Consider the following 17,875-nt stretch of genomic DNA (forward strand, 5'->3'; position numbering starts at 1 on the left):
GATTCCCGGCCGGTCCGGTATTTAGCGATTAACGTGGCTCCCCAAACGGGGAGCCGCTTAGTTGGTGGCCGGGTATTCCTGGACGGCGATATGGAGCGTGATTTTCTTATCATCACGCATGATGACCACCGGAATTTCCGAACCCGGGCGGATCTCGGCTACCTGATCCATCGTCTCCAGCGCGGAGACCGCGGGTTTGTCATTCACGGAGATGATCACGTCGTTGGCGCGGATCCCCGCCTGCGCGGCCGGTCCGTCCGGCGCGACATCGTTAACGACGATCCCCTGGATCTGATCGATCCCGCCGCCCTGCGCGTGCAGCGGGGCGATCTCCCGGCCGCTAATGCCGATATAGCCGCGGATCACACGGCCATCCCGGATCAGCTTGTCCATAATTTTGGTCGCTAACTGGAACGGGATCGCAAAGCCAATGCCTTCAGGCGTTTCGCCGTCGTTGCTCTTGTCAAAGGAGAGGGTGTTAATCCCCATTAGCTCGCCGAGGGAGTTCACCAGCGCCCCGCCGGAGTTACCGTGGTTGATCGAGGCGTCAGTCTGCAGGAAATTCTGGCGGCCGGTGGGGTTGAGGCCAATGCGCCCTGTGGCGCTGATGATCCCCTGGGTGATGGTCTGTCCCAGGTTATAGGGGTTGCCAATCGCCAGCACCACATCGCCGATGTGCGGCGTGCGTTTCGGGTTGATCGGGATCACCGGCAGCCCGCCGGTAGCGTTGATCTTCAGCACCGCGAGGTCGGTCAGGGAATCGGAGCCTACCAGCAGCGCTTCGAAGACCCGGCCGTCCTGCAGAGCGACGATAATCTGGTCGGCATCGTTAATCACATGCTTGTTGGTCAGGATATAGCCGCGCTGGTCCATGATCACCCCGGAGCCAAGCGTCAGCTGATTATGGCTGGTGCTGTTCAGGGCGCGGTTATAGACGTTCACTACGGCGGGCGCGGCGCGGCGTACGGCGGCGTTATAGCTCGCCGGGGAGTCGTCTGCCGTATCGTTCTGGGTGGTCGGCGCTAGCTGCCACTGGCGCAGCGAGGGCATCAGGGCCAACAGCAGGCCCCCGACAAGCAAACCGATGAGTACTGAACGTAATAACTTTCCAGGCATGATGCAGATATCGTTAATGAATGGTCAGGCGCAGCATAGCATGAGTTGTCCGGACATCGCACATGGCGGCGATGTCCGGGGAGACAATCAGCGCAGCAGCAGATAGATGCTTTCGTTGCCGCGGATCACGTTCAGGGCGATGACCGGCGGTTTGCCTTCGAGCACTTTGCGTAATTCGGCAATCGAATGAATACGCTCGCGGTTAAGGCCAATGATAATGTCATCCTTATGCAGGCCGACCTGGGCGGCGGCGCTGCCTTTATCGACATTATCGATCACCACCCCTTTGGTGCCATCTTTCATCTGACCGTCGCTGAACGAGGCACCCTGCAGAGCCGGGATAATCAGCTCAGCGCTGGCGGTGGAGGAGGTGCTCTTATCCAGCGTCACTTCGACATCGACCGGTTTTCCATCGCGCAGCAGGCCCAGTTTGACTTTGGTCCCCGGCTCGGTGGTGGCGATCCGCGAGCGCAGTTCGGCAAAACTGTTCAGCGGTTTGCCGTTCAGACTAACGATGACGTCGCCGGATTTGATCCCCGCTTTGGCGGACCCGGAGTTTGGCAGCACTTCACTGACGAAGGCGCCGCGCTGAACGTTGAGGTTCATCGCCTTGGCGATATCGGCGCTCATTTCCATGCCTTTAATGCCCAGCAGGCCGCGCTTGATTTCGCCAAACTGAATGAGCTGATCGGCGAGGGTTTTCGCCATGTTGCTCGGGATGGCGAAGCCGATGCCGATGCTGCCGCCGCCCGGCGCCAGGATCGCGGTGTTGATCCCGATAAGCTCGCCGTTGAGGTTCAACAGCGCGCCGCCGGAGTTGCCGCGGTTGATGGAGGCATCGGTCTGGATGAAATTCTCCAGCCCTTCAAGGTTCAGGCCGCTGCGGCCAAGGGCAGAGATAATGCCGGAGGTGGCGGTCTGACCAAGGCCGAACGGGTTGCCGACGGCGACGGCGAAGTCGCCGACGCGGAGTTTATCGGAGTCAGCAATGGCGATTTGCGTCAGGTTTGACGGCTTAATCAGCTGCAGCAGAGCAATGTCGCTCTGTTCATCGCTACCGACCAGTTTGGCATCAAATTCACGACCATCGTTCAGCTGGACGCTGATCTTCTGCGCCTGATTGATGACGTGGTTATTGGTCAGCACGTAGCCTTTCGCTGCGTCGATAATGACGCCGGAGCCAAGCCCTTCGAACGGCTGCGCCTGCTCTTGCGGGGCGTTATCGCCAAAATATTTCTTCAGCTCTTCCGGCATATTGAGCGTCGGCGAGGCAGTGCCTTCCACCTGGACGCTGACTACCGCCGGCAGGACCTTTTCCAGCATCGGCGCCAGGCTTGGTAACGCGCCCTGGCCGGGCACCTGAGTCGGTAAGGATGCTGCTGCCGGAGGCAGAACCGACAACGATAACCCAATGCTTAACGCTAACGCACTCAACAGCAAAGTCTGTTTCTTCATTAGATGCTGGCTCTCGTAACCTGAGGTGTATGGAAAAATGTCCTGAATAACCTGATGTTATTGAATTTTTGCGCAGGTAACAATGTGGGGACTGGTTTAAATTGTAGCCGGGAAGTGGGGGAAGGAGCGGGCGCGATGGGCGCGCCCGGAGAATATTTTATCAGAGGCGATTGTTTAATCGCGTTTTGCGCCACCGCGCAGTAATCCGGATGCGCCTTCGGAGTAGTCGCGCGGCATCTGGACCGGCGCCTGATCGTTGCTGGCTTCAGACTCTTCCAGGCGGTTGCGGAACGGGTTGGCGTCTGCCATGGAATCCGGCAGCAGGTTGTTAGAGCTTTTCGCCATATGCTGATACAGCTGACGGTAGTCGTGCGCCATGTTATCCAGCAGCTCGGCGCTGCGCGCAAAATGGCTGACCAGCTCTTCACGGTACTCTTCAAGCTCGGCTTTATTTTTTTCCAGTTCGAACTGCAGCGCCTGCTGCTGGCGCAGTTTGCGGTTGCCGAAACGCATGGCGACGGCACCAATGATGATACCGACGACTAACCCAATTAGCGCGTATTCCCAGGTCATGAACATCTCCCGTTGTATTGTGGTTCCGTAGGGTGGCTCTTAGGCTCTCCGCCTGCGCCCGATAGTGCCACTATAACCGCTAATTCCACAGAAGTGGAATCCTGGCGTATCATCGCGTAGTGTAGAACGGCCTTTTTTTCGTCAATCGTGAGCTTCGACATCACGGTTTTCAAGGAATAACAATTAGATCATGCAAAGCCTGTCTCCAACATCGCGTTACCTTTCAGCCCTGAAAGAGGGCAGCCATCAACCCGACGACGTCCAGCAAGAAGCGGTGAGCCGCCTCGATACCATTTACCAGGAACTGCAGACTCAGCCCGCGCCCGTCGCGTCAGGCGGCGGTTTGCGCGCGAAATTCGGCAAACTGCTGGGTAAGCGCGAACCAGCAGCCGAGGCGGCGCCCGTCCGCGGCCTGTATATGTGGGGCGGCGTGGGGCGGGGGAAAACCTGGCTGATGGACCTGTTTTACCAGAGCCTGCCGGGCGAGCGTAAGCAGCGCCTGCATTTCCATCGCTTTATGCTGCGGGTGCACGAAGAGCTGACCACCCTGCAGGGCCATAGCGACCCGCTGGACATTGTCGCCGACCGCTTTAAAGCGGAAACCGACGTGCTCTGTTTCGACGAGTTTTTTGTCTCCGATATAACCGACGCCATGCTGTTGGGCGGGCTGATGAAGGCCCTGTTCGCCCGCGGCATCACGCTGGTGGCGACCTCCAATATTCCGCCGGATGAGCTCTATCGCAATGGCCTGCAGCGCGCCCGTTTTCTGCCCGCTATCGACGCCATCAAGCAGCATTGCGATATTATGAACGTCGATGCCGGCATCGATTATCGCTTGCGTACCCTGACCCAGGCGCACCTGTGGCTGTCGCCGCTGAATAACGACACCCGCGAACAGATGGATAAACTGTGGCTGGCGCTGGCCGGCGCGCCGCGCGCTGCCGGGCCGACGCTGGAGATCAACCATCGCGAGCTGCCGACCCTCGGCGTGGAAAACCAGACGCTGGCGGCGTCGTTCGCCACGCTGTGCGTGGATGCCCGTAGCCAGCATGACTATATCGCGCTCTCCCGCCTGTTCCACACCGTGATGCTGTTCGATGTGCCGGTGATGACCGCGCAGCTGGAGAGCGAAGCCCGGCGCTTTATCGCCCTGGTGGATGAGTTCTATGAGCGCCACGTGAAGCTGGTGGTCAGCGCGGCGGTGCCGCTGTACGACATTTATCAGGGAGAGCGGCTGAAGTTTGAGTTTCAGCGCTGTCTGTCGCGTCTGCAGGAGATGCAGAGCGAAGAGTACCTCAAGCGCCCGCATATGCCCTGACAGGATACTTTTTCCCGGCGAATTCAGGGCCGCAGGGCCGCCCCGGGAGCTGCCTGAAAAATCTCATAAAGGGGTCGATCTTTGACCCCGACTTCTCTATAATCTTGCGACCCCACGTTACGAGAAGGTTTTTTTCCCGAAACTTTCTATGTGCCGGCATAGGCTATTCGAAGGGGTAGGTTTGCTGGACAATGTCGTGTGAACCTCAACTGACTAAACGTTTGGGTGTTCACCAACGTGTAACTTATTATTTGGGTAAGCTTTTAATGAAAACTTTTACAGCTAAACCAGAAACCGTAAAACGCGACTGGTATGTTGTTGACGCGACCGGTAAAACTCTGGGCCGTCTGGCTACTGAACTGGCTCGTCGCCTGCGCGGTAAGCACAAAGCGGAATACACTCCGCACGTTGATACCGGTGATTACATCATCGTTCTGAACGCAGAAAAAGTTGCTGTTACCGGCAACAAGCGCGAAGACAAAATGTATTACCACCACACCGGCCACATCGGTGGTATCAAAGAAGCGACCTTTGAAGAGATGATTGCCCGCCGTCCTGAGCGTGTGATTGAAATCGCGGTTAAAGGCATGCTGCCAAAAGGCCCGCTGGGTCGTGCTATGTACCGTAAACTGAAAGTTTACGCGGGTAACGAGCACAACCACGCGGCACAGCAACCGCAAGTTCTTGACATCTAATCGGGATTATAGGCAATGGCTGAAAATCAATACTACGGCACTGGTCGCCGCAAAAGTTCCGCAGCTCGCGTTTTCATCAAACCGGGCAACGGCAAAATCGTTATCAACCAGCGTTCTCTGGAACAGTACTTCGGTCGTGAAACTGCCCGCATGGTAGTTCGTCAGCCGCTGGAACTGGTCGACATGGTTGAGAAACTGGATCTGTACATCACTGTTAAAGGTGGTGGTATCTCTGGTCAGGCTGGTGCGATCCGTCACGGTATCACCCGCGCTCTGATGGAGTACGACGAGTCCCTGCGTTCTGAACTGCGTAAAGCTGGCTTCGTCACTCGTGACGCTCGTCAGGTTGAACGTAAGAAAGTCGGTCTGCGTAAAGCACGTCGTCGTCCGCAGTTCTCCAAACGTTAATTGTTTTCTGCTCACGCAGAACAATTTGCGAAAAAACCCGCTCCGGCGGGTTTTTTTATGGATAAAACTGCTGTTATCCACAAGCTTACCGCCGGTTCTTGCCACTTTTTCAGCATTTCCAGAATCCCCTCACCACAACGTCTTCAAAATCTGGTAAACTATCATCCAATTTTCTGCCCAAATGCTGGTGATTGTTCATTTTTTGTTTTATTCGTGAACGAAGGTGACATCGCGCTACTGGGGTTTTTACATCTGGCCGGCCATGAGTGGCTGGCAGCAGTACAAAATTCTGAATATACCTGGAGGTTTTCATGGCTGTCGCTGCCAACAAACGTTCGGTAATGACGCTGTTTTCTGGTCCTACTGACATCTATAGCCATCAGGTCCGCATTGTGCTGGCCGAGAAGGGTGTCAGTTTTGAGATAGAGCACGTGGAGAAGGACAACCCGCCTCAGGATCTGATTGACCTCAACCCGAATCAAAGCGTACCGACGCTGGTGGATCGTGAGCTCACTCTGTGGGAATCCCGCATCATTATGGAATACCTGGATGAGCGTTTCCCGCACCCGCCGTTAATGCCGGTTTATCCGGTGGCGCGTGGCGAAAGCCGTCTGTATATGCAACGTATCGAGAAGGACTGGTATTCGCTGATGAACACCATCCAGAGCGGTACCGCAGCGCAAGCTGATGCTGCGCGTAAGCAACTGCGTGAAGAACTGCTGGCCATCGCGCCGGTGTTCACCCAGAAACCTTACTTCCTGAGCGATGAGTTCAGCCTGGTGGATTGCTACCTGGCGCCGCTGCTGTGGCGTCTGCCGGTTCTCGGTGTGGAGCTGGTTGGCGCAGGCGCGAAAGAGCTCAAAGGCTATATGACTCGCGTATTTGAGCGTGATTCCTTCCTCGCCTCTTTAACTGAAGCCGAGCGTGAAATGCGCCTCGGTCGGGGCTAAATAATGGATGTATCACAGCTGACGCCGCGTCGCCCGTATCTGCTGCGGGCGTTTTATGACTGGCTGCTGGATAACCAGCTGACGCCGCATCTGGTGGTGGATGTCACGCTGCCGGGCGTGCTCGTGCCGATGGAGTATGCGCGCGACGGGCAAATCGTTCTCAATATTGCCCCGCGTGCGGTAGGTAATCTTGAGCTGGCGAACGACGAAGTGCGCTTCAACGCGCGCTTTGGCGGCGTGCCGCGCAACGTATCTGTCCCGCTGGCTGCGGTACTCGCCATCTATGCCCGTGAGAACGGCGCCGGCACGATGTTTGAACCGGAAGCGGCCTATGACGAAGACGTCAGCAGCCTCAACGATGATGACGTCGCGCCTGAGAGTGAAAGCGAAACGGTGATGTCGGTGATTGATGGCGATAAGCCCGATAATCACGACGACGATCCTGACGACACGCCGCCGCCGCGCGGCGGTCGCCCGGCGCTGCGCGTGGTGAAGTAAATCCCTTCTCTGACAGGCCCTGCGGGGCCTGTTTTTTTTGTCTGTCCGCTTTGTTAACTCTGCCACAAACGAGGCGCCCCATGGCTGGTACTGTCATCGCCACAGGTAGCTTTCAGGGAGCAGACATGACTTTACTCGCACAACTGGACCAGCATATCCGTCATCATGGCGGATTAATTGTCTCCTGCCAGCCGGTGCCGGGCAGCCCGCTGGATAACCCCGCCATCGTCGCGGCGATGGGGCTGGCGGCGGAGCAGGCGGGGGCGGTGGCGCTGCGCATCGAAGGTCTGGCCAACCTGCAGGCCGTTCGTCCGTTAGTGACGGTGCCTGTTATCGCGCTGATTAAGCGCGATCTGCATGATAGCCCGGTGCGTATTACGCCGTGGCTTGAGGATGTGAATGCCCTGGCGCAGGCAGGGGCCGATATCATTGCGGTTGACGGCACGCGGCGTCAGCGTCCGGCCTCTGTCGCATCGTTGTTGGCGGCAATTCACCGCCAGGGGAAAAATGCGATGGCAGATTGTTCCTCTCTCGACGATGCCCTTGAATGCTGGCAATTGGGCTTCGATATGGTTGGCACCACCCTCTCAGGCTATACCGCAGAGGAGACACCGGTCGAGCCGGATCTGGCGCTGGTGAAAAGCCTGAGCGCCGCGGGCTGCAGAGTGGTCGCTGAGGGACGCTACAATACGCCTGCGCAGGCGGCTGAGGCAATGCGCTGCGGCGCGTGGGCGGTGACCGTCGGCTCGGCGATCACCCGCTTAGAACATATCTGCGGCTGGTATAATACGGCGCTGAAAGCGGCGGTCTGCCCGGCGAATGGGCAATAAAAAAGCCCGATGGCGTTAACCATCGGGCTTTTATGCGCTGAGACTCCGGGCCTAATTAGACTTCAAGGTAGTTGAGGATCCCGTCAGCCGCTTTACGTCCTTCCGCAATCGCGGTGACCACCAGGTCGGAACCGCGAACGATATCGCCACCGGCGAAGATTTTCGGGTTGCTGGTCTGGAAGGCGTTCTCGCTGCCTTCCGGCGCAATGATGCGGCCCTGGGAGTCCAGCTCGACGCTGTGCTTCGCCAGCCACTCCATGCTGTGGGGACGGAAGCCAAACGCCATGACGACGGCGTCTGCCGGCACCACGTGCTCAGAGCCGGCGACGATCTCCGCGCGACGGCGGCCTTTCGCATCCGGCTGGCCCATCTCGGTGCGCGCCATCTTCACGCCGCACACTTTGCCGTTGGCATTCACTTCCACGCCCAGCGGCTGGACGTTGAACTGGAACTCAACGCCTTCCTCACGCGCGTTTTTCACTTCGCGTTTTGAACCCGGCATGTTCTCTTCGTCACGACGATAGGCGCAGATCACGTGCGCCGCATTCTGACGGACGGAGGTACGTACGCAGTCCATCGCGGTATCGCCACCGCCGAGAACGACCACGCGTTTGCCTTCCATGCTGACGTAGGGCTCATCGGCGGTTTCGCCAAAGCCCATGATCTGCTTGGTGTTGGCGATCAGGAACGGCAGCGCGTCGTAGACGCCCGGGGCGTCTTCATTGTCCAGCCCGCCGCGCATCGACTGATAGGTGCCGACGCCGAGGAACACGGCATCGTACTCTTTCAGCAGGTCGTCGAGCTGCACGTCGCGGCCCACTTCGGTATTGAGTTTGAACTCAATGCCCATGCCGGTGAAGATCTCCCGGCGGCGGGTCATCACCTCTTTTTCCAGCTTGAACGCCGGGATACCGAAGGTCAGCAGGCCGCCGATTTCCGGATGGCGGTCAAACACCACCGCCTTGACGCCGTTGCGGGTCAACACGTCGGCACAGGCGAGGCCCGCCGGGCCAGCGCCGATGATCGCGACGGTTTTACCGGTCGGTTTCACGCCGGAGAGATCCGGACGCCAGCCCATCTCGAATGCCTTATCATTGATATAGCGTTCGATGTTGCCGATGGTCACCGCGCCGAACTCATCGTTCAGCGTACAGGAGCCTTCACACAGGCGGTCCTGCGGGCAGACGCGCCCGCAGACTTCCGGCAGGGTGTTGGTCTGGTGCGACAGCTCTGCCGCCTCAAAAATACGCCCCTCGTTGGCCAGCTTCAGCCAGTTCGGGATGTAGTTATGCACCGGGCACTTCCACTCGCAGTACGGGTTGCCGCAGGAGAGGCAGCGATCCGCCTGCGCCTTGGCCTGGCCTTCTGAAAACGGCTCGTAAATTTCCACAAATTCAATTTTACGGATCTTCAGCGGTTTCTTTGGCGGATCAACGCGCTGCAGGTCGATAAATTGATAAACGTTCTGACTCATCTTAACCCCTTACTGCGCCTGCACCCGCAGCTCAGCTGCGGAACGACTACGGTGACCCAACAGTGCTTTAACATCGCTGGACTTCGGTTTAACCAGCGCAAACTTCGCGGAGAAGGCCGGCCAGTTGGCGAGGATCTCTTCGCCGCGTTGCGAACCGGTAAGCTGCACGTGCTCGGTGATTAAACCGCGCAGGTGCTCTTCATGGATGGCCAGAGAGTCAACGTCCAGCACTTCCACCAGCTCCGGGTTCACGCGTTTACGGAAGTCGCCATCTTCATCCAGGACATAGGCAAAGCCGCCGGTCATCCCTGCGCCAAAGTTGACGCCGGTTTTACCGAGCACGCAGACGATACCGCCGGTCATGTATTCACAGCCGTTGTCGCCGATGCCTTCCACCACGGTGATGGCGCCGGAGTTACGCACCGCGAAACGCTCACCTGCGCGGCCTGCGGCGTACAGACGACCACCGGTCGCGCCGTACAGGCAGGTGTTGCCGATAATGCTGGCTTCGTGGCTGCGGAAAGCGGAGCCCACCGGCGGACGAATGGCCAGCAGACCGCCCGCCATGCCTTTGCCGACATAGTCGTTGGCGTCGCCCGTCAGATGCAGTTCCACGCCGCCGGCGTTCCACACGCCGAAGCTCTGGCCCGCGGTGCCGCTAAAGTGAGCGACGATCGGGTCGCCCGCCAGTCCCTGGTCGCCATGGGTCTGGGCGATATACCCGGACAGCGAGGCTCCCACGGAGCGGTCGGTATTGCGGATATCGAACCAGAACGTTTTGCTCTGCTTTTCATCCACGTACGGTTTCGCCTGCTGCAGCAGCTGGGCATTGAGCACACCGTTATCGAACGGCGGGTTATTTTCGGTGCAGTACAGCGCTTTGCCAGGATGTGGCTCTGCGGTCTCCAGCAGTTTACCCAGATCCAGTTTCTGCTGCTTGGCGGTGAACCCATCCAGCTCTTTGAGCAGATCGGTGCGGCCAATCAGATCCACCAGGCGCTTGACGCCCAGCTGGGCCATCAGCTCGCGGGTTTCACGGGCGATAAATTCAAAGTAATTGGTCACTTTGAACGGCAGACCGTGATAGTGGTTCTTACGCAGTTTGTCATCCTGGGTCGCCACGCCGGTCGCGCAGTTGTTCAGGTGGCAAATACGCAGGTATTTACAGCCCAGCGCCACCATAGGGCCGGTACCGAAACCGAAGCTTTCCGCGCCGAGGATCGCCGCTTTGATGATATCGAGGCCGGTTTTCAGGCCGCCATCCACCTGCAGACGGATCTTATGACGCAGGCCGTTAGCGACCAGCGCCTGCTGGGTTTCCACCAGACCAAGCTCCCACGGACAGCCGGCATATTTCACGGAAGAGAGCGGGCTCGCCCCGGTGCCGCCGTCGTAGCCGGCGATGGTGATCAGGTCGGCATAAGCTTTGGCTACGCCGGTGGCGATGGTGCCCACGCCCGGTTCAGAAACCAGTTTGACCGAAATCATCGCTTTCGGGTTGACCTGCTTGAGGTCGAAAATCAGCTGCGCCAAATCCTCGATAGAGTAGATATCGTGGTGCGGCGGCGGGGAGATCAGCGTCACGCCCGGTACCGAATAGCGCAGTTTGGCGATGTACGGAGTGACTTTATCACCCGGCAGCTGGCCGCCTTCACCCGGCTTCGCGCCCTGGGCGACTTTGATCTGGATAACGTCGGCATTGACCAGATAGGCTGGGGTGACGCCGAAGCGGCCGGACGCCACCTGCTTGATGCGCGACACTTTATTGGTGCCGTAGCGCGCCGGGTCTTCACCGCCTTCACCGGAGTTAGAGAAGCCGCCGATGCTGTTCATCGCTTCCGCCAGCGATTCGTGCGCTTCCGGACTCAGGGCGCCGATCGACATCGCTGCGGTATCGAAGCGTTTGAACAGCTCCTTCGCCGGCTCCACGTCGTCGATGCTGATGGCGTCTTCGCCCGGGTTGAGCGCCAGCAGATCGCGCAGCGTGGCCGCCGGACGTTCGTTAACCAGCTTCGCGTATTGTTGATAATCGCTGTACTCGCCGCTCTGCACAGCCTGCTGCAGGGTACGCACCACGTCCGGGTTGTAGGCGTGATATTCGCCGCCGTGAACGTACTTCAGCAGACCGCCCTGAGCCAGCGGCTTGCGCGCCAGCCAGGCGCGTTTCGACAGATTCAGCAGGTCCTGCTGGAAATCGTCGAAGCCGGCGCCGCCGATGCGACTGACCACGCCCTGGAAGCAGAGATCGGAGACATCGCGATGCAGACCGACCGCTTCGAACAGCTTCGAGCAGCGGTAGGAGGCGATGGTCGAGATCCCCATCTTGGACATGATCTTATACAGACCTTTATTGATACCGTTGCGATAGTTCAGCATCACCGCACGGTACGGTTTATCGATAGCTTTGCTGTCGACCAGCTTCGCCAGCGTTTCATAGGCGAGGTACGGATAGATAGCTGTCGCGCCGAAGCCCAGCAGTACGGCGAAGTGATGCGGATCGCGGGCGCTGGCGGTTTCAACGATGATGTTGGCATCGCAGCGCAGACTTTTATCGACCAGACGGGTCTGGATCGCGCCAACGGCCATCGGCGCCGGCACCGGCAGGCGGTCTTTGGCGATGTTGCGGTCAGAAAGAACCAGCAGCACGGTACCATCGCGTACCATTTGCTCCGCTTTGTCGCACAGGGCCTTCACCGTCTCGCTGAGGGAAGCCTCTGCCGGGTTGAAGGTGATATCGAGGACGTCGGCACGATAGTGCTCTTCTTCCATCGTCGTCAGCTGTTTGAAATCGGAGTACAGCAGGATCGGCGATTTGAAGCTCAGACGATGCGCCTGGCCTTCCGCTTCGCAGAAGACGTTCATTTCGCGCCCGATGCTGGTGGCCAGCGACATGACGTGAGCTTCACGCAACGGATCGATAGGCGGGTTCGTCACCTGGGCGAACTGCTGACGGAAATAATCGTAGATAATGCGCGGCTGGCTGGAAAGGACGGCGAAAGGCGTGTCATCGCCCATTGAGCCGACCGCTTCCTGGCCATTTTCGCCGAGCACGCGCAGCACCGAGTCCAGCTCTTCCGCGCTGTAGTTAAACTGTTTCTGGTAGCTGGCCAGCAGATCGTCGTCCAGCTGGCGGCTGCCAACTTCTTCGTCCGGCAGATCTTCAAATGGCACCAGGCGACGAACGTTTTTCTCCATCCACTCTTTATACGGATGGCGGCTCTTCAGATCGTCATCGGTTTCCGCTGAGTGCAGAATGCGTCCGGCACGGGTATCGATAACCATCAGCTCGCCCGGGCCCACGCGGCCTTTCTCAACCACTTCGTCCGGCTGGTAGTCCCAGATGCCGACTTCAGAGGCGCAGGTGATGAGCTTATCTTTGGTAATGACGTAGCGCGCCGGGCGCAGGCCATTACGGTCGAGATTACAGGCCGCGTAGCGACCATCGGACATGACGATGCCCGCCGGGCCGTCCCATGGCTCCATATGCATGGAGTTAAAGTCGAAGAACGAACGCAGCTCCGGATCCATATCCGGGTTGTTCTGCCAGGCTGGCGGCACCAGCAGACGCATGGCGCGCACGATGTCCATCCCGCCGGCCAGCAGCAGCTCCAGCATGTTGTCCATTGAACTGGAGTCGGAGCCGGTTTCGTTAACGAACGGCGCGGCGTCGTGCAGGTCCGGGATCAGCGGGGTCTGGAACTTATAGGTACGGGCGCGAGCCCACTGGCGGTTGCCGGTGATGGTGTTGATTTCACCGTTGTGCGCCAGGTAGCGGAACGGCTGCGCCAGCGGCCAGCGTGGTACGGTGTTGGTGGAGAAGCGCTGGTGGAACAGGCAGATAGCCGACTCCAGGCGCAGGTCCGCGAGGTCCAGGTAGAAGCGCGGCAAATCCGCCGGCATACACAGACCTTTATAGATGTTGACCAGGTTGGACAAGCTACAAACGTAGAAATCTTTGTCTTCCTGCAGGCGTTTTTCAATGCGACGACGCGCAATAAACAGACGACGCTCCATATCGCGCGGGCGCCAGCCAGCCGGGGCGTTAACAAAGATTTGCTCAATACGGGGCAGCGAGGAGAGGGCGATTTCACCGAGCACGCCTTCGTTGGTCGGCACATCGCGCCAGCCAACAATCGACAGGGTCTCAAGCTGAAGTTCTTCTTCAACGATGCGGCGTGCCGCTTTCGCCAGTTCAGGATCTTTATTCAGGAACAGCATCCCAACGGCGTAGTTTTTGGCTAAACGCCAGCCGCGCTCTTCGGCAACGATGCGGAAGAAACGATCGGGTTTTTGCAGCAGCAGACCGCAACCGTCGCCGGTTTTACCATCGGCAAGGATTGCGCCACGGTGCTGCATGCGGGCCAGTGCGTGTATCGCGGTTCGCACTACCTTGTGGCTAGGTTCGCCTTCTATGTGGGCGATCAGGCCGAAACCACAGTTATCCCTCTCAAGGGATTTGTCGTACAACATATCAGTGAACCTCCCCAGGCTCTACGGACCCCCTCCGATACCGATTGCGCACAGGCACAGAAAGAGCATGGCGACGGGGTTTGCACCTCGCATTCGCCCTCTTTAAATCCTTTTTGCATCGGTACACAAGTTTGAGGACTTGCTGTTAAGAGGGAATCTCAATTACTGCATAAATATGATGAGCAGAGTGCTCATCCAGAAAGCTTCCAGCGGATTCCCAACTTATCGGGAATCCACACTTACGTCAAATGGCAATCTTATTAATACAAAAATGTGCTATACACGTGTTAACTTTTTGTTTTTAAAATAAATAATGCCATTTTTTATGCTTTGGATACGTCTGCAGAGGGTAAGACTAGTGTGATCTGTCTCACTGTGCGCGCGGCTTTGCATTACCGATCTGCGCTGAAATATATTTCATTATTAGCATATTTGACTGCTATAAATTTATGTGGTGGATATTAATACTGTTTTTTACCATAAAGTAGATTAGGGCCGCGCGATGATGAAATATAAGGAAAACTCATTACCCTGTGGGTGAATGAAATTGCAGTAATCATGATTGTTTATGCAATGAAGCGGGGCGCCGCGCTGACGATTGATCCAGGTCATCGCCGTCGGTGACGAAAAGTGGCAGGCTTGGCCCCCTTTGTTGAGGCCGGTCTATCAGATTATGCAGTTACAGAAATTAGTCAATATGTTTGGTGGGGATCTTCTGCGCCGCTATGGCGAAAAGGTCCATAAGCTAACGCTGCACGGCGGTTTTAGCTGCCCGAACCGCGACGGTACGCTGGGCCGTGGCGGCTGCACTTTCTGTAACGTGGCCTCGTTTGCGGATGAAGCCCAGCAGCATCGATCCATCGCCGAACAGCTCGCCCATCAGGCGCAGCTCGTTAACCGGGCAAAGCGCTATCTGGCCTATTTTCAGGCTTATACCAGCACCTTTGCTGAAGTGCAGGTGCTCCGCTCGATGTATCGCCAGGCCGTCAGCGAGGCGAATATCGTTGGCCTCTGCGTCGGCACCCGCCCGGACTGCGTGCCGGAGGCGGTTCTCGACCTGCTCAGTGAATACCACCAGCAGGGGTATGAGGTATGGCTGGAGCTGGGGCTGCAGACCGCGCATGATAAGACCCTGCATCGCATTAACCGCGGGCATGATTTCGCCTGTTACCAGCGTACCGCGCGTCTGGCGCGTGAGCGCGGACTGAAGGTTTGCGCGCATCTCATTGTCGGCCTGCCCGGGGAGACCCAGGAGCACGGCCTCGAGACGCTGGAGCGGGTCGTGACCACCGGCGTGGATGGCATCAAGCTGCACCCGCTGCATATCGTTAAAGGCAGCATTATGGCAAAAGCATGGCAGGCCGGACGTCTCGATGGCATCGAACTGGAGGCGTATACCGTCACCGCCGGGGAGATGATCCGCCACACCCCGCCGGAGGTGATCTACCATCGCATATCGGCCAGCGCCCGTCGGCCCACGCTGCTCGCGCCGCTGTGGTGCGAAAATCGCTGGACCGGAATGGTTGAACTGGATCGCTATCTGAATGAGCAGGGCGCTCAGGGTTCGGCGCTGGGCCGCAGCTGGGTCGCGCCCCAGGCGGTGAAATAGTCTCAGAGGATGCCCGGCGTGATGACTGCGCCGGGCATGGTATTGCTGTCGACTATGCCTGACTGGCTTTCATTGTCACGCGTGGCGTTTTGATCACGAACAGTACCAGCAGGGCGCCGAGCGCGGCGATAGTGCCGGCGAGGACAAAGGCGCTGTCGAATTTACCGGTAGACTGCACGATATAGCCGGTGACAATCGGCCCCACGATGCCGGAGACGCTGCCGATAAGGTGGATAAAGCCGCTGGTGCCGCCGACGCGGGATTTATGCACCACGTCCTGGATAATCGCCCAGTAGATCGCTCCGGTGACATAGAGGAAAAAGATGGAGACCGACATCAGCAGAACGGCAGGAACGACGCTGCTGACGGTACCGGCAAGCCCCACACAGATGGCGGCCATCAGCAGACATACCACCAGCACAATTTTGCGCGACAGCAGCAGGCGTCCGGTGAGTTTAAAAATTTTATCGGAAATATAGCCCCCCAGCGCCAGGCCGACAAAGCCGACTATCCATGGGATCATGGTGGTGAGGCTCATCTGTTTAATATCCAGATGGTGCTGCTGAACCAGATAGGACGGGAACCAGCTGAGGAAGAAAAACAAAATATAGTTGTAGCAGAAGAATGCAAAGGCCGTTACCAGAATAATAGGCTGCTTGAGATAATAACCCAATGAGTGAGCGGTTTGATTTTCTACGGTTTCCAGGGCGTCCTCCTCTTGCTTCATTTTATTAATGAGCATGAGCTCTTCCTGACTGACATGCTTATGTTTGTCAGGCGAGTTGGCGGCAATAAAAAACCACACGACCATCCACACAATACCGATGGCGAAAATAATCATAAACGCCGGGCGCCAGCCGAATGCGAGGGCCAGATAACCGACGATGGGGCCGGCAACCGCGCCGCCCAGCGGAGAGCCGGCGCTGAGCAGCCCTACGGCGGTAGCCGCTTGCTTCTTAGGAAACCAGCCGTTGATCATCTTGTTCGCCGACGCGCAAATCGGGCCTTCAGCCATCCCGAAGAGAACGCGCAGCATCAGCATGGAATAAAAGCCGGTGGCAAAGGCGGTTAAGCCGCAAAATAGCGACCACATCCCCACCGCCAGCCCCAGGACCAGCGTTGCGCCAAACTTATCCACGGCCAGACCGCCAATAAAATTAAATACCGCGTAGCCGAAGAAAAAACTGCCGAAAATAATACCAAACTGTTCGGCATTTAGCGCCAGATCCTTTTCAATCATCGGTACCGTAATGGATAACGCCACCCGGTCCAGATAATTAATCATATATACTAAAAATAATAACAGGACGATAATCCAGCGGATATTTTTTCCCATGATGACACCGTGATGAGTATGTTATTGAGCTCTGGCGCGACGGATATCAATATTCACGTCGCCCGTTATTTAGTATTTACCCCAGCTGCAGTAATACCTTGCAGCAGGTTTTCCGATCGTTGGCAAAAATCTCCATAGCCTCTTTTACCTGCTCCAGCGGCATGCAGTGGGTGATTAACGCCTCAGGCTGGATAAGGCCTTTCTCCATCCAGTCGATGACCAGCGGAAAACGTCCGCTGTTCAGCCGGGAGGAGAAAATGGAGATCTCTTTACTGGTGATGCTTTGCTGGGTGAGGGTGGACGCCTCGCCGGAGAAGCCGAGTATGCCGATGCGTGCGGCGGGAGAGGCGAGGAGAATGGCCTCCTGAAGGATCGCCGGGTGGCAGGCGGCATCGATGACCAGCGTGGGGGCTATCTGCCGCTGCGCCAGCTGTTCCGCCAGCGGCTGGTGAGTGTTATCCAGCGTCAGATCGGCGCCATTGTCCCGCGCCATCTGCAGACGTTCGGCAATGCGGTCCACGACGATCACCTGCTTAACGCCATACACCCCCTTCAGCGCCTGGATCACCGTCAGACCCATCGGACCTGCGCCGTAGATCAGGGCGATATCCTGCGCCATGGGCTGCAGCTGGGCGGTAATGTTTGCCGCAATGGTAAAAGGCTCAACCATCGTCGCCTGACGATCGCTGATGACTTCCGGAATGCGCCAGGCGTTTTTCGCCGGCACGCAGGCGTAGTCGCTGAATCCGCCGTCGCGGTGAACCCCGATGACCTGGAGCTGCGCACAGACATTCGGCCGCCCCACCGAGCAGGGATAACACTGGCCGCAGCTGACGACAGGGTCGACCGCGACGCGCTCGCCGATGCGTGCCGGAGAGACCTGTTCGCCGACGGCATCGATGATGCCGAAGAATTCATGGCCGATCACGCGGGGATATTTCGCGAAGGGGTTGTGGCCCTGATAGATATGCACATCGGAACCGCAGATCCCGGCAAAGGCGATTTTCACCCGGACTTCGTGGGCGCCCGGAGCGGGAACCGGACGTGATTCGATGTTCAGTTGGCCTGGCTCTTTGACAACGACGCTTCTCATTTCTGTTCCTTCCCTTGTCTGTTTTCTGAACAAATATCGTGATTTTTATT

15 protein-coding genes are annotated in these 17,875 nt (G+C 57.8%); 8 read left to right on the forward strand and 7 right to left on the reverse strand.

The window, feature by feature from the left end; genetic code table 11:
- Positions 1-57: 57 nt before the first annotated feature.
- The 3 genes from degS to zapG form a co-directional block, all read right to left on the reverse strand.
- The gene (gene degS / locus L2I46_RS07895) at positions 58-1,116 is read right to left on the reverse strand and encodes an outer membrane-stress sensor serine endopeptidase DegS (protein WP_002918568.1); all 1,059 of its coding nucleotides are present in this window, start codon (positions 1,114-1,116) and stop codon (positions 58-60) included.
- 87 nt (positions 1,117-1,203) lie between these two features.
- Entirely contained in the window at positions 1,204-2,571 is a 1,368-nt protein-coding gene (degQ, locus tag L2I46_RS07900) for a serine endoprotease DegQ (protein WP_017899931.1), read from the reverse strand.
- Between the two features lie 174 nt (positions 2,572-2,745).
- Positions 2,746-3,144 (reverse strand): Z-ring associated protein ZapG, encoded by a 399-nt coding sequence (gene zapG, locus L2I46_RS07905; RefSeq protein ID WP_012540461.1) that lies wholly within the window; start codon positions 3,142-3,144, stop codon positions 2,746-2,748.
- A 190-nt stretch (positions 3,145-3,334) separates the two neighbouring features.
- On the opposite strand from zapG, the gene zapE reads away from it, so the two are divergent.
- From zapE to L2I46_RS07940, 7 genes are all read left to right on the forward strand, one after another.
- Positions 3,335-4,462 (forward strand): cell division protein ZapE, encoded by a 1,128-nt coding sequence (gene zapE / locus L2I46_RS07910; RefSeq protein WP_023291141.1) that lies wholly within the window; start codon positions 3,335-3,337, stop codon positions 4,460-4,462.
- Between the two features lie 266 nt (positions 4,463-4,728).
- Entirely contained in the window at positions 4,729-5,157 is a 429-nt protein-coding gene (gene rplM / locus L2I46_RS07915; RefSeq protein ID WP_002918559.1) for a 50S ribosomal protein L13, read from the forward strand.
- Between the two features lie 15 nt (positions 5,158-5,172).
- Positions 5,173-5,565: a 30S ribosomal protein S9 gene (gene rpsI / locus L2I46_RS07920; RefSeq protein ID WP_000829818.1), complete on the forward strand. Its 393-nt coding sequence runs from the start codon at positions 5,173-5,175 to the stop codon at positions 5,563-5,565.
- Positions 5,566-5,622: 57 nt separating this feature from the next.
- The gene (locus tag L2I46_RS07925; RefSeq protein ID WP_136070768.1) at positions 5,623-5,907 is read left to right on the forward strand and encodes a hypothetical protein; all 285 of its coding nucleotides are present in this window, start codon (positions 5,623-5,625) and stop codon (positions 5,905-5,907) included.
- Positions 5,877-6,515 carry a stringent starvation protein SspA gene (gene sspA / locus L2I46_RS07930; RefSeq protein ID WP_002918467.1) on the forward strand — a complete coding sequence of 213 codons (639 nt, stop codon included), beginning with the start codon at positions 5,877-5,879 and terminating at the stop codon, positions 6,513-6,515. Before L2I46_RS07925 ends, sspA begins: the two co-directional genes overlap by 31 nt.
- 3 nt (positions 6,516-6,518) lie before the next feature.
- Positions 6,519-7,013, forward strand: coding sequence for a ClpXP protease specificity-enhancing factor (gene sspB / locus L2I46_RS07935; protein ID WP_002918465.1), 495 nt, complete (start codon positions 6,519-6,521; stop codon positions 7,011-7,013).
- A 125-nt stretch (positions 7,014-7,138) separates the two neighbouring features.
- Positions 7,139-7,843, forward strand: coding sequence for an N-acetylmannosamine-6-phosphate 2-epimerase (locus tag L2I46_RS07940; protein ID WP_085551343.1), 705 nt, complete (start codon positions 7,139-7,141; stop codon positions 7,841-7,843).
- Between the two features lie 55 nt (positions 7,844-7,898).
- Here L2I46_RS07940 and gltD read toward each other — a convergent pair whose 3' ends face one another.
- Positions 7,899-9,317, reverse strand: a complete 1,419-nt coding sequence (gene gltD, locus L2I46_RS07945) for a glutamate synthase subunit GltD (RefSeq protein WP_032454181.1) — start codon at positions 9,315-9,317, stop codon at positions 7,899-7,901.
- A 9-nt stretch (positions 9,318-9,326) separates the two neighbouring features.
- A complete protein-coding gene (gltB, locus tag L2I46_RS07950; protein ID WP_044524842.1) occupies positions 9,327-13,787 on the reverse strand; it encodes a glutamate synthase large subunit in 4,461 nt (1,486 codons plus the stop codon).
- Between the two features lie 673 nt (positions 13,788-14,460).
- On the opposite strand from gltB, the gene L2I46_RS07955 reads away from it, so the two are divergent.
- Positions 14,461-15,396, forward strand: a complete 936-nt coding sequence (locus L2I46_RS07955; RefSeq protein WP_023291137.1) for a TIGR01212 family radical SAM protein — start codon at positions 14,461-14,463, stop codon at positions 15,394-15,396.
- A gap of 52 nt (positions 15,397-15,448) precedes the next feature.
- Here the strand turns inward: L2I46_RS07955 and L2I46_RS07960 are convergent, their stop codons facing one another.
- Together L2I46_RS07960 and L2I46_RS07965 are read right to left on the reverse strand one after the other, a co-directional pair.
- Positions 15,449-16,732, reverse strand: a complete 1,284-nt coding sequence (locus tag L2I46_RS07960) for an MFS transporter (protein WP_023291136.1) — start codon at positions 16,730-16,732, stop codon at positions 15,449-15,451.
- A gap of 76 nt (positions 16,733-16,808) precedes the next feature.
- Positions 16,809-17,825 carry a Zn-dependent oxidoreductase gene (locus L2I46_RS07965; protein WP_048335409.1) on the reverse strand — a complete coding sequence of 339 codons (1,017 nt, stop codon included), beginning with the start codon at positions 17,823-17,825 and terminating at the stop codon, positions 16,809-16,811.
- Positions 17,826-17,875: the final 50 nt, after the last annotated feature.

The organism is Klebsiella sp. 2019SCSN059, assembly GCF_021739525.1.
Lineage (GTDB): Bacteria > Pseudomonadota > Gammaproteobacteria > Enterobacterales > Enterobacteriaceae > Klebsiella > Klebsiella quasipneumoniae.

Excerpts from the sequence above, each read along its gene's own strand:
- L2I46_RS07940 (WP_085551343.1), top strand. The coding sequence starts at position 7,139 with ATGACTTTACTCGCACAACTGGACCAGCATATCCGTCATCATGGCGGA.
- L2I46_RS07955 (WP_023291137.1), top strand. The coding sequence starts at position 14,461 with ATGCAGTTACAGAAATTAGTCAATATGTTTGGTGGGGATCTTCTGCGC.
- L2I46_RS07965 (WP_048335409.1), bottom strand. The coding sequence starts at position 17,825 with ATGAGAAGCGTCGTTGTCAAAGAGCCAGGCCAACTGAACATCGAATCA.
- rpsI (WP_000829818.1), top strand. The coding sequence starts at position 5,173 with ATGGCTGAAAATCAATACTACGGCACTGGTCGCCGCAAAAGTTCCGCA.
- gltB (WP_044524842.1), bottom strand. The coding sequence starts at position 13,787 with ATGTTGTACGACAAATCCCTTGAGAGGGATAACTGTGGTTTCGGCCTG.
- degS (WP_002918568.1), bottom strand. The coding sequence starts at position 1,116 with ATGCCTGGAAAGTTATTACGTTCAGTACTCATCGGTTTGCTTGTCGGG.
- zapE (WP_023291141.1), top strand. The coding sequence starts at position 3,335 with ATGCAAAGCCTGTCTCCAACATCGCGTTACCTTTCAGCCCTGAAAGAG.
- L2I46_RS07925 (WP_136070768.1), top strand. The coding sequence starts at position 5,623 with ATGGATAAAACTGCTGTTATCCACAAGCTTACCGCCGGTTCTTGCCAC.
- L2I46_RS07960 (WP_023291136.1), bottom strand. The coding sequence starts at position 16,732 with ATGGGAAAAAATATCCGCTGGATTATCGTCCTGTTATTATTTTTAGTA.
- sspB (WP_002918465.1), top strand. The coding sequence starts at position 6,519 with ATGGATGTATCACAGCTGACGCCGCGTCGCCCGTATCTGCTGCGGGCG.
- zapG (WP_012540461.1), bottom strand. The coding sequence starts at position 3,144 with ATGACCTGGGAATACGCGCTAATTGGGTTAGTCGTCGGTATCATCATT.
- sspA (WP_002918467.1), top strand. The coding sequence starts at position 5,877 with ATGGCTGTCGCTGCCAACAAACGTTCGGTAATGACGCTGTTTTCTGGT.
- degQ (WP_017899931.1), bottom strand. The coding sequence starts at position 2,571 with ATGAAGAAACAGACTTTGCTGTTGAGTGCGTTAGCGTTAAGCATTGGG.
- gltD (WP_032454181.1), bottom strand. The coding sequence starts at position 9,317 with ATGAGTCAGAACGTTTATCAATTTATCGACCTGCAGCGCGTTGATCCG.
- rplM (WP_002918559.1), top strand. The coding sequence starts at position 4,729 with ATGAAAACTTTTACAGCTAAACCAGAAACCGTAAAACGCGACTGGTAT.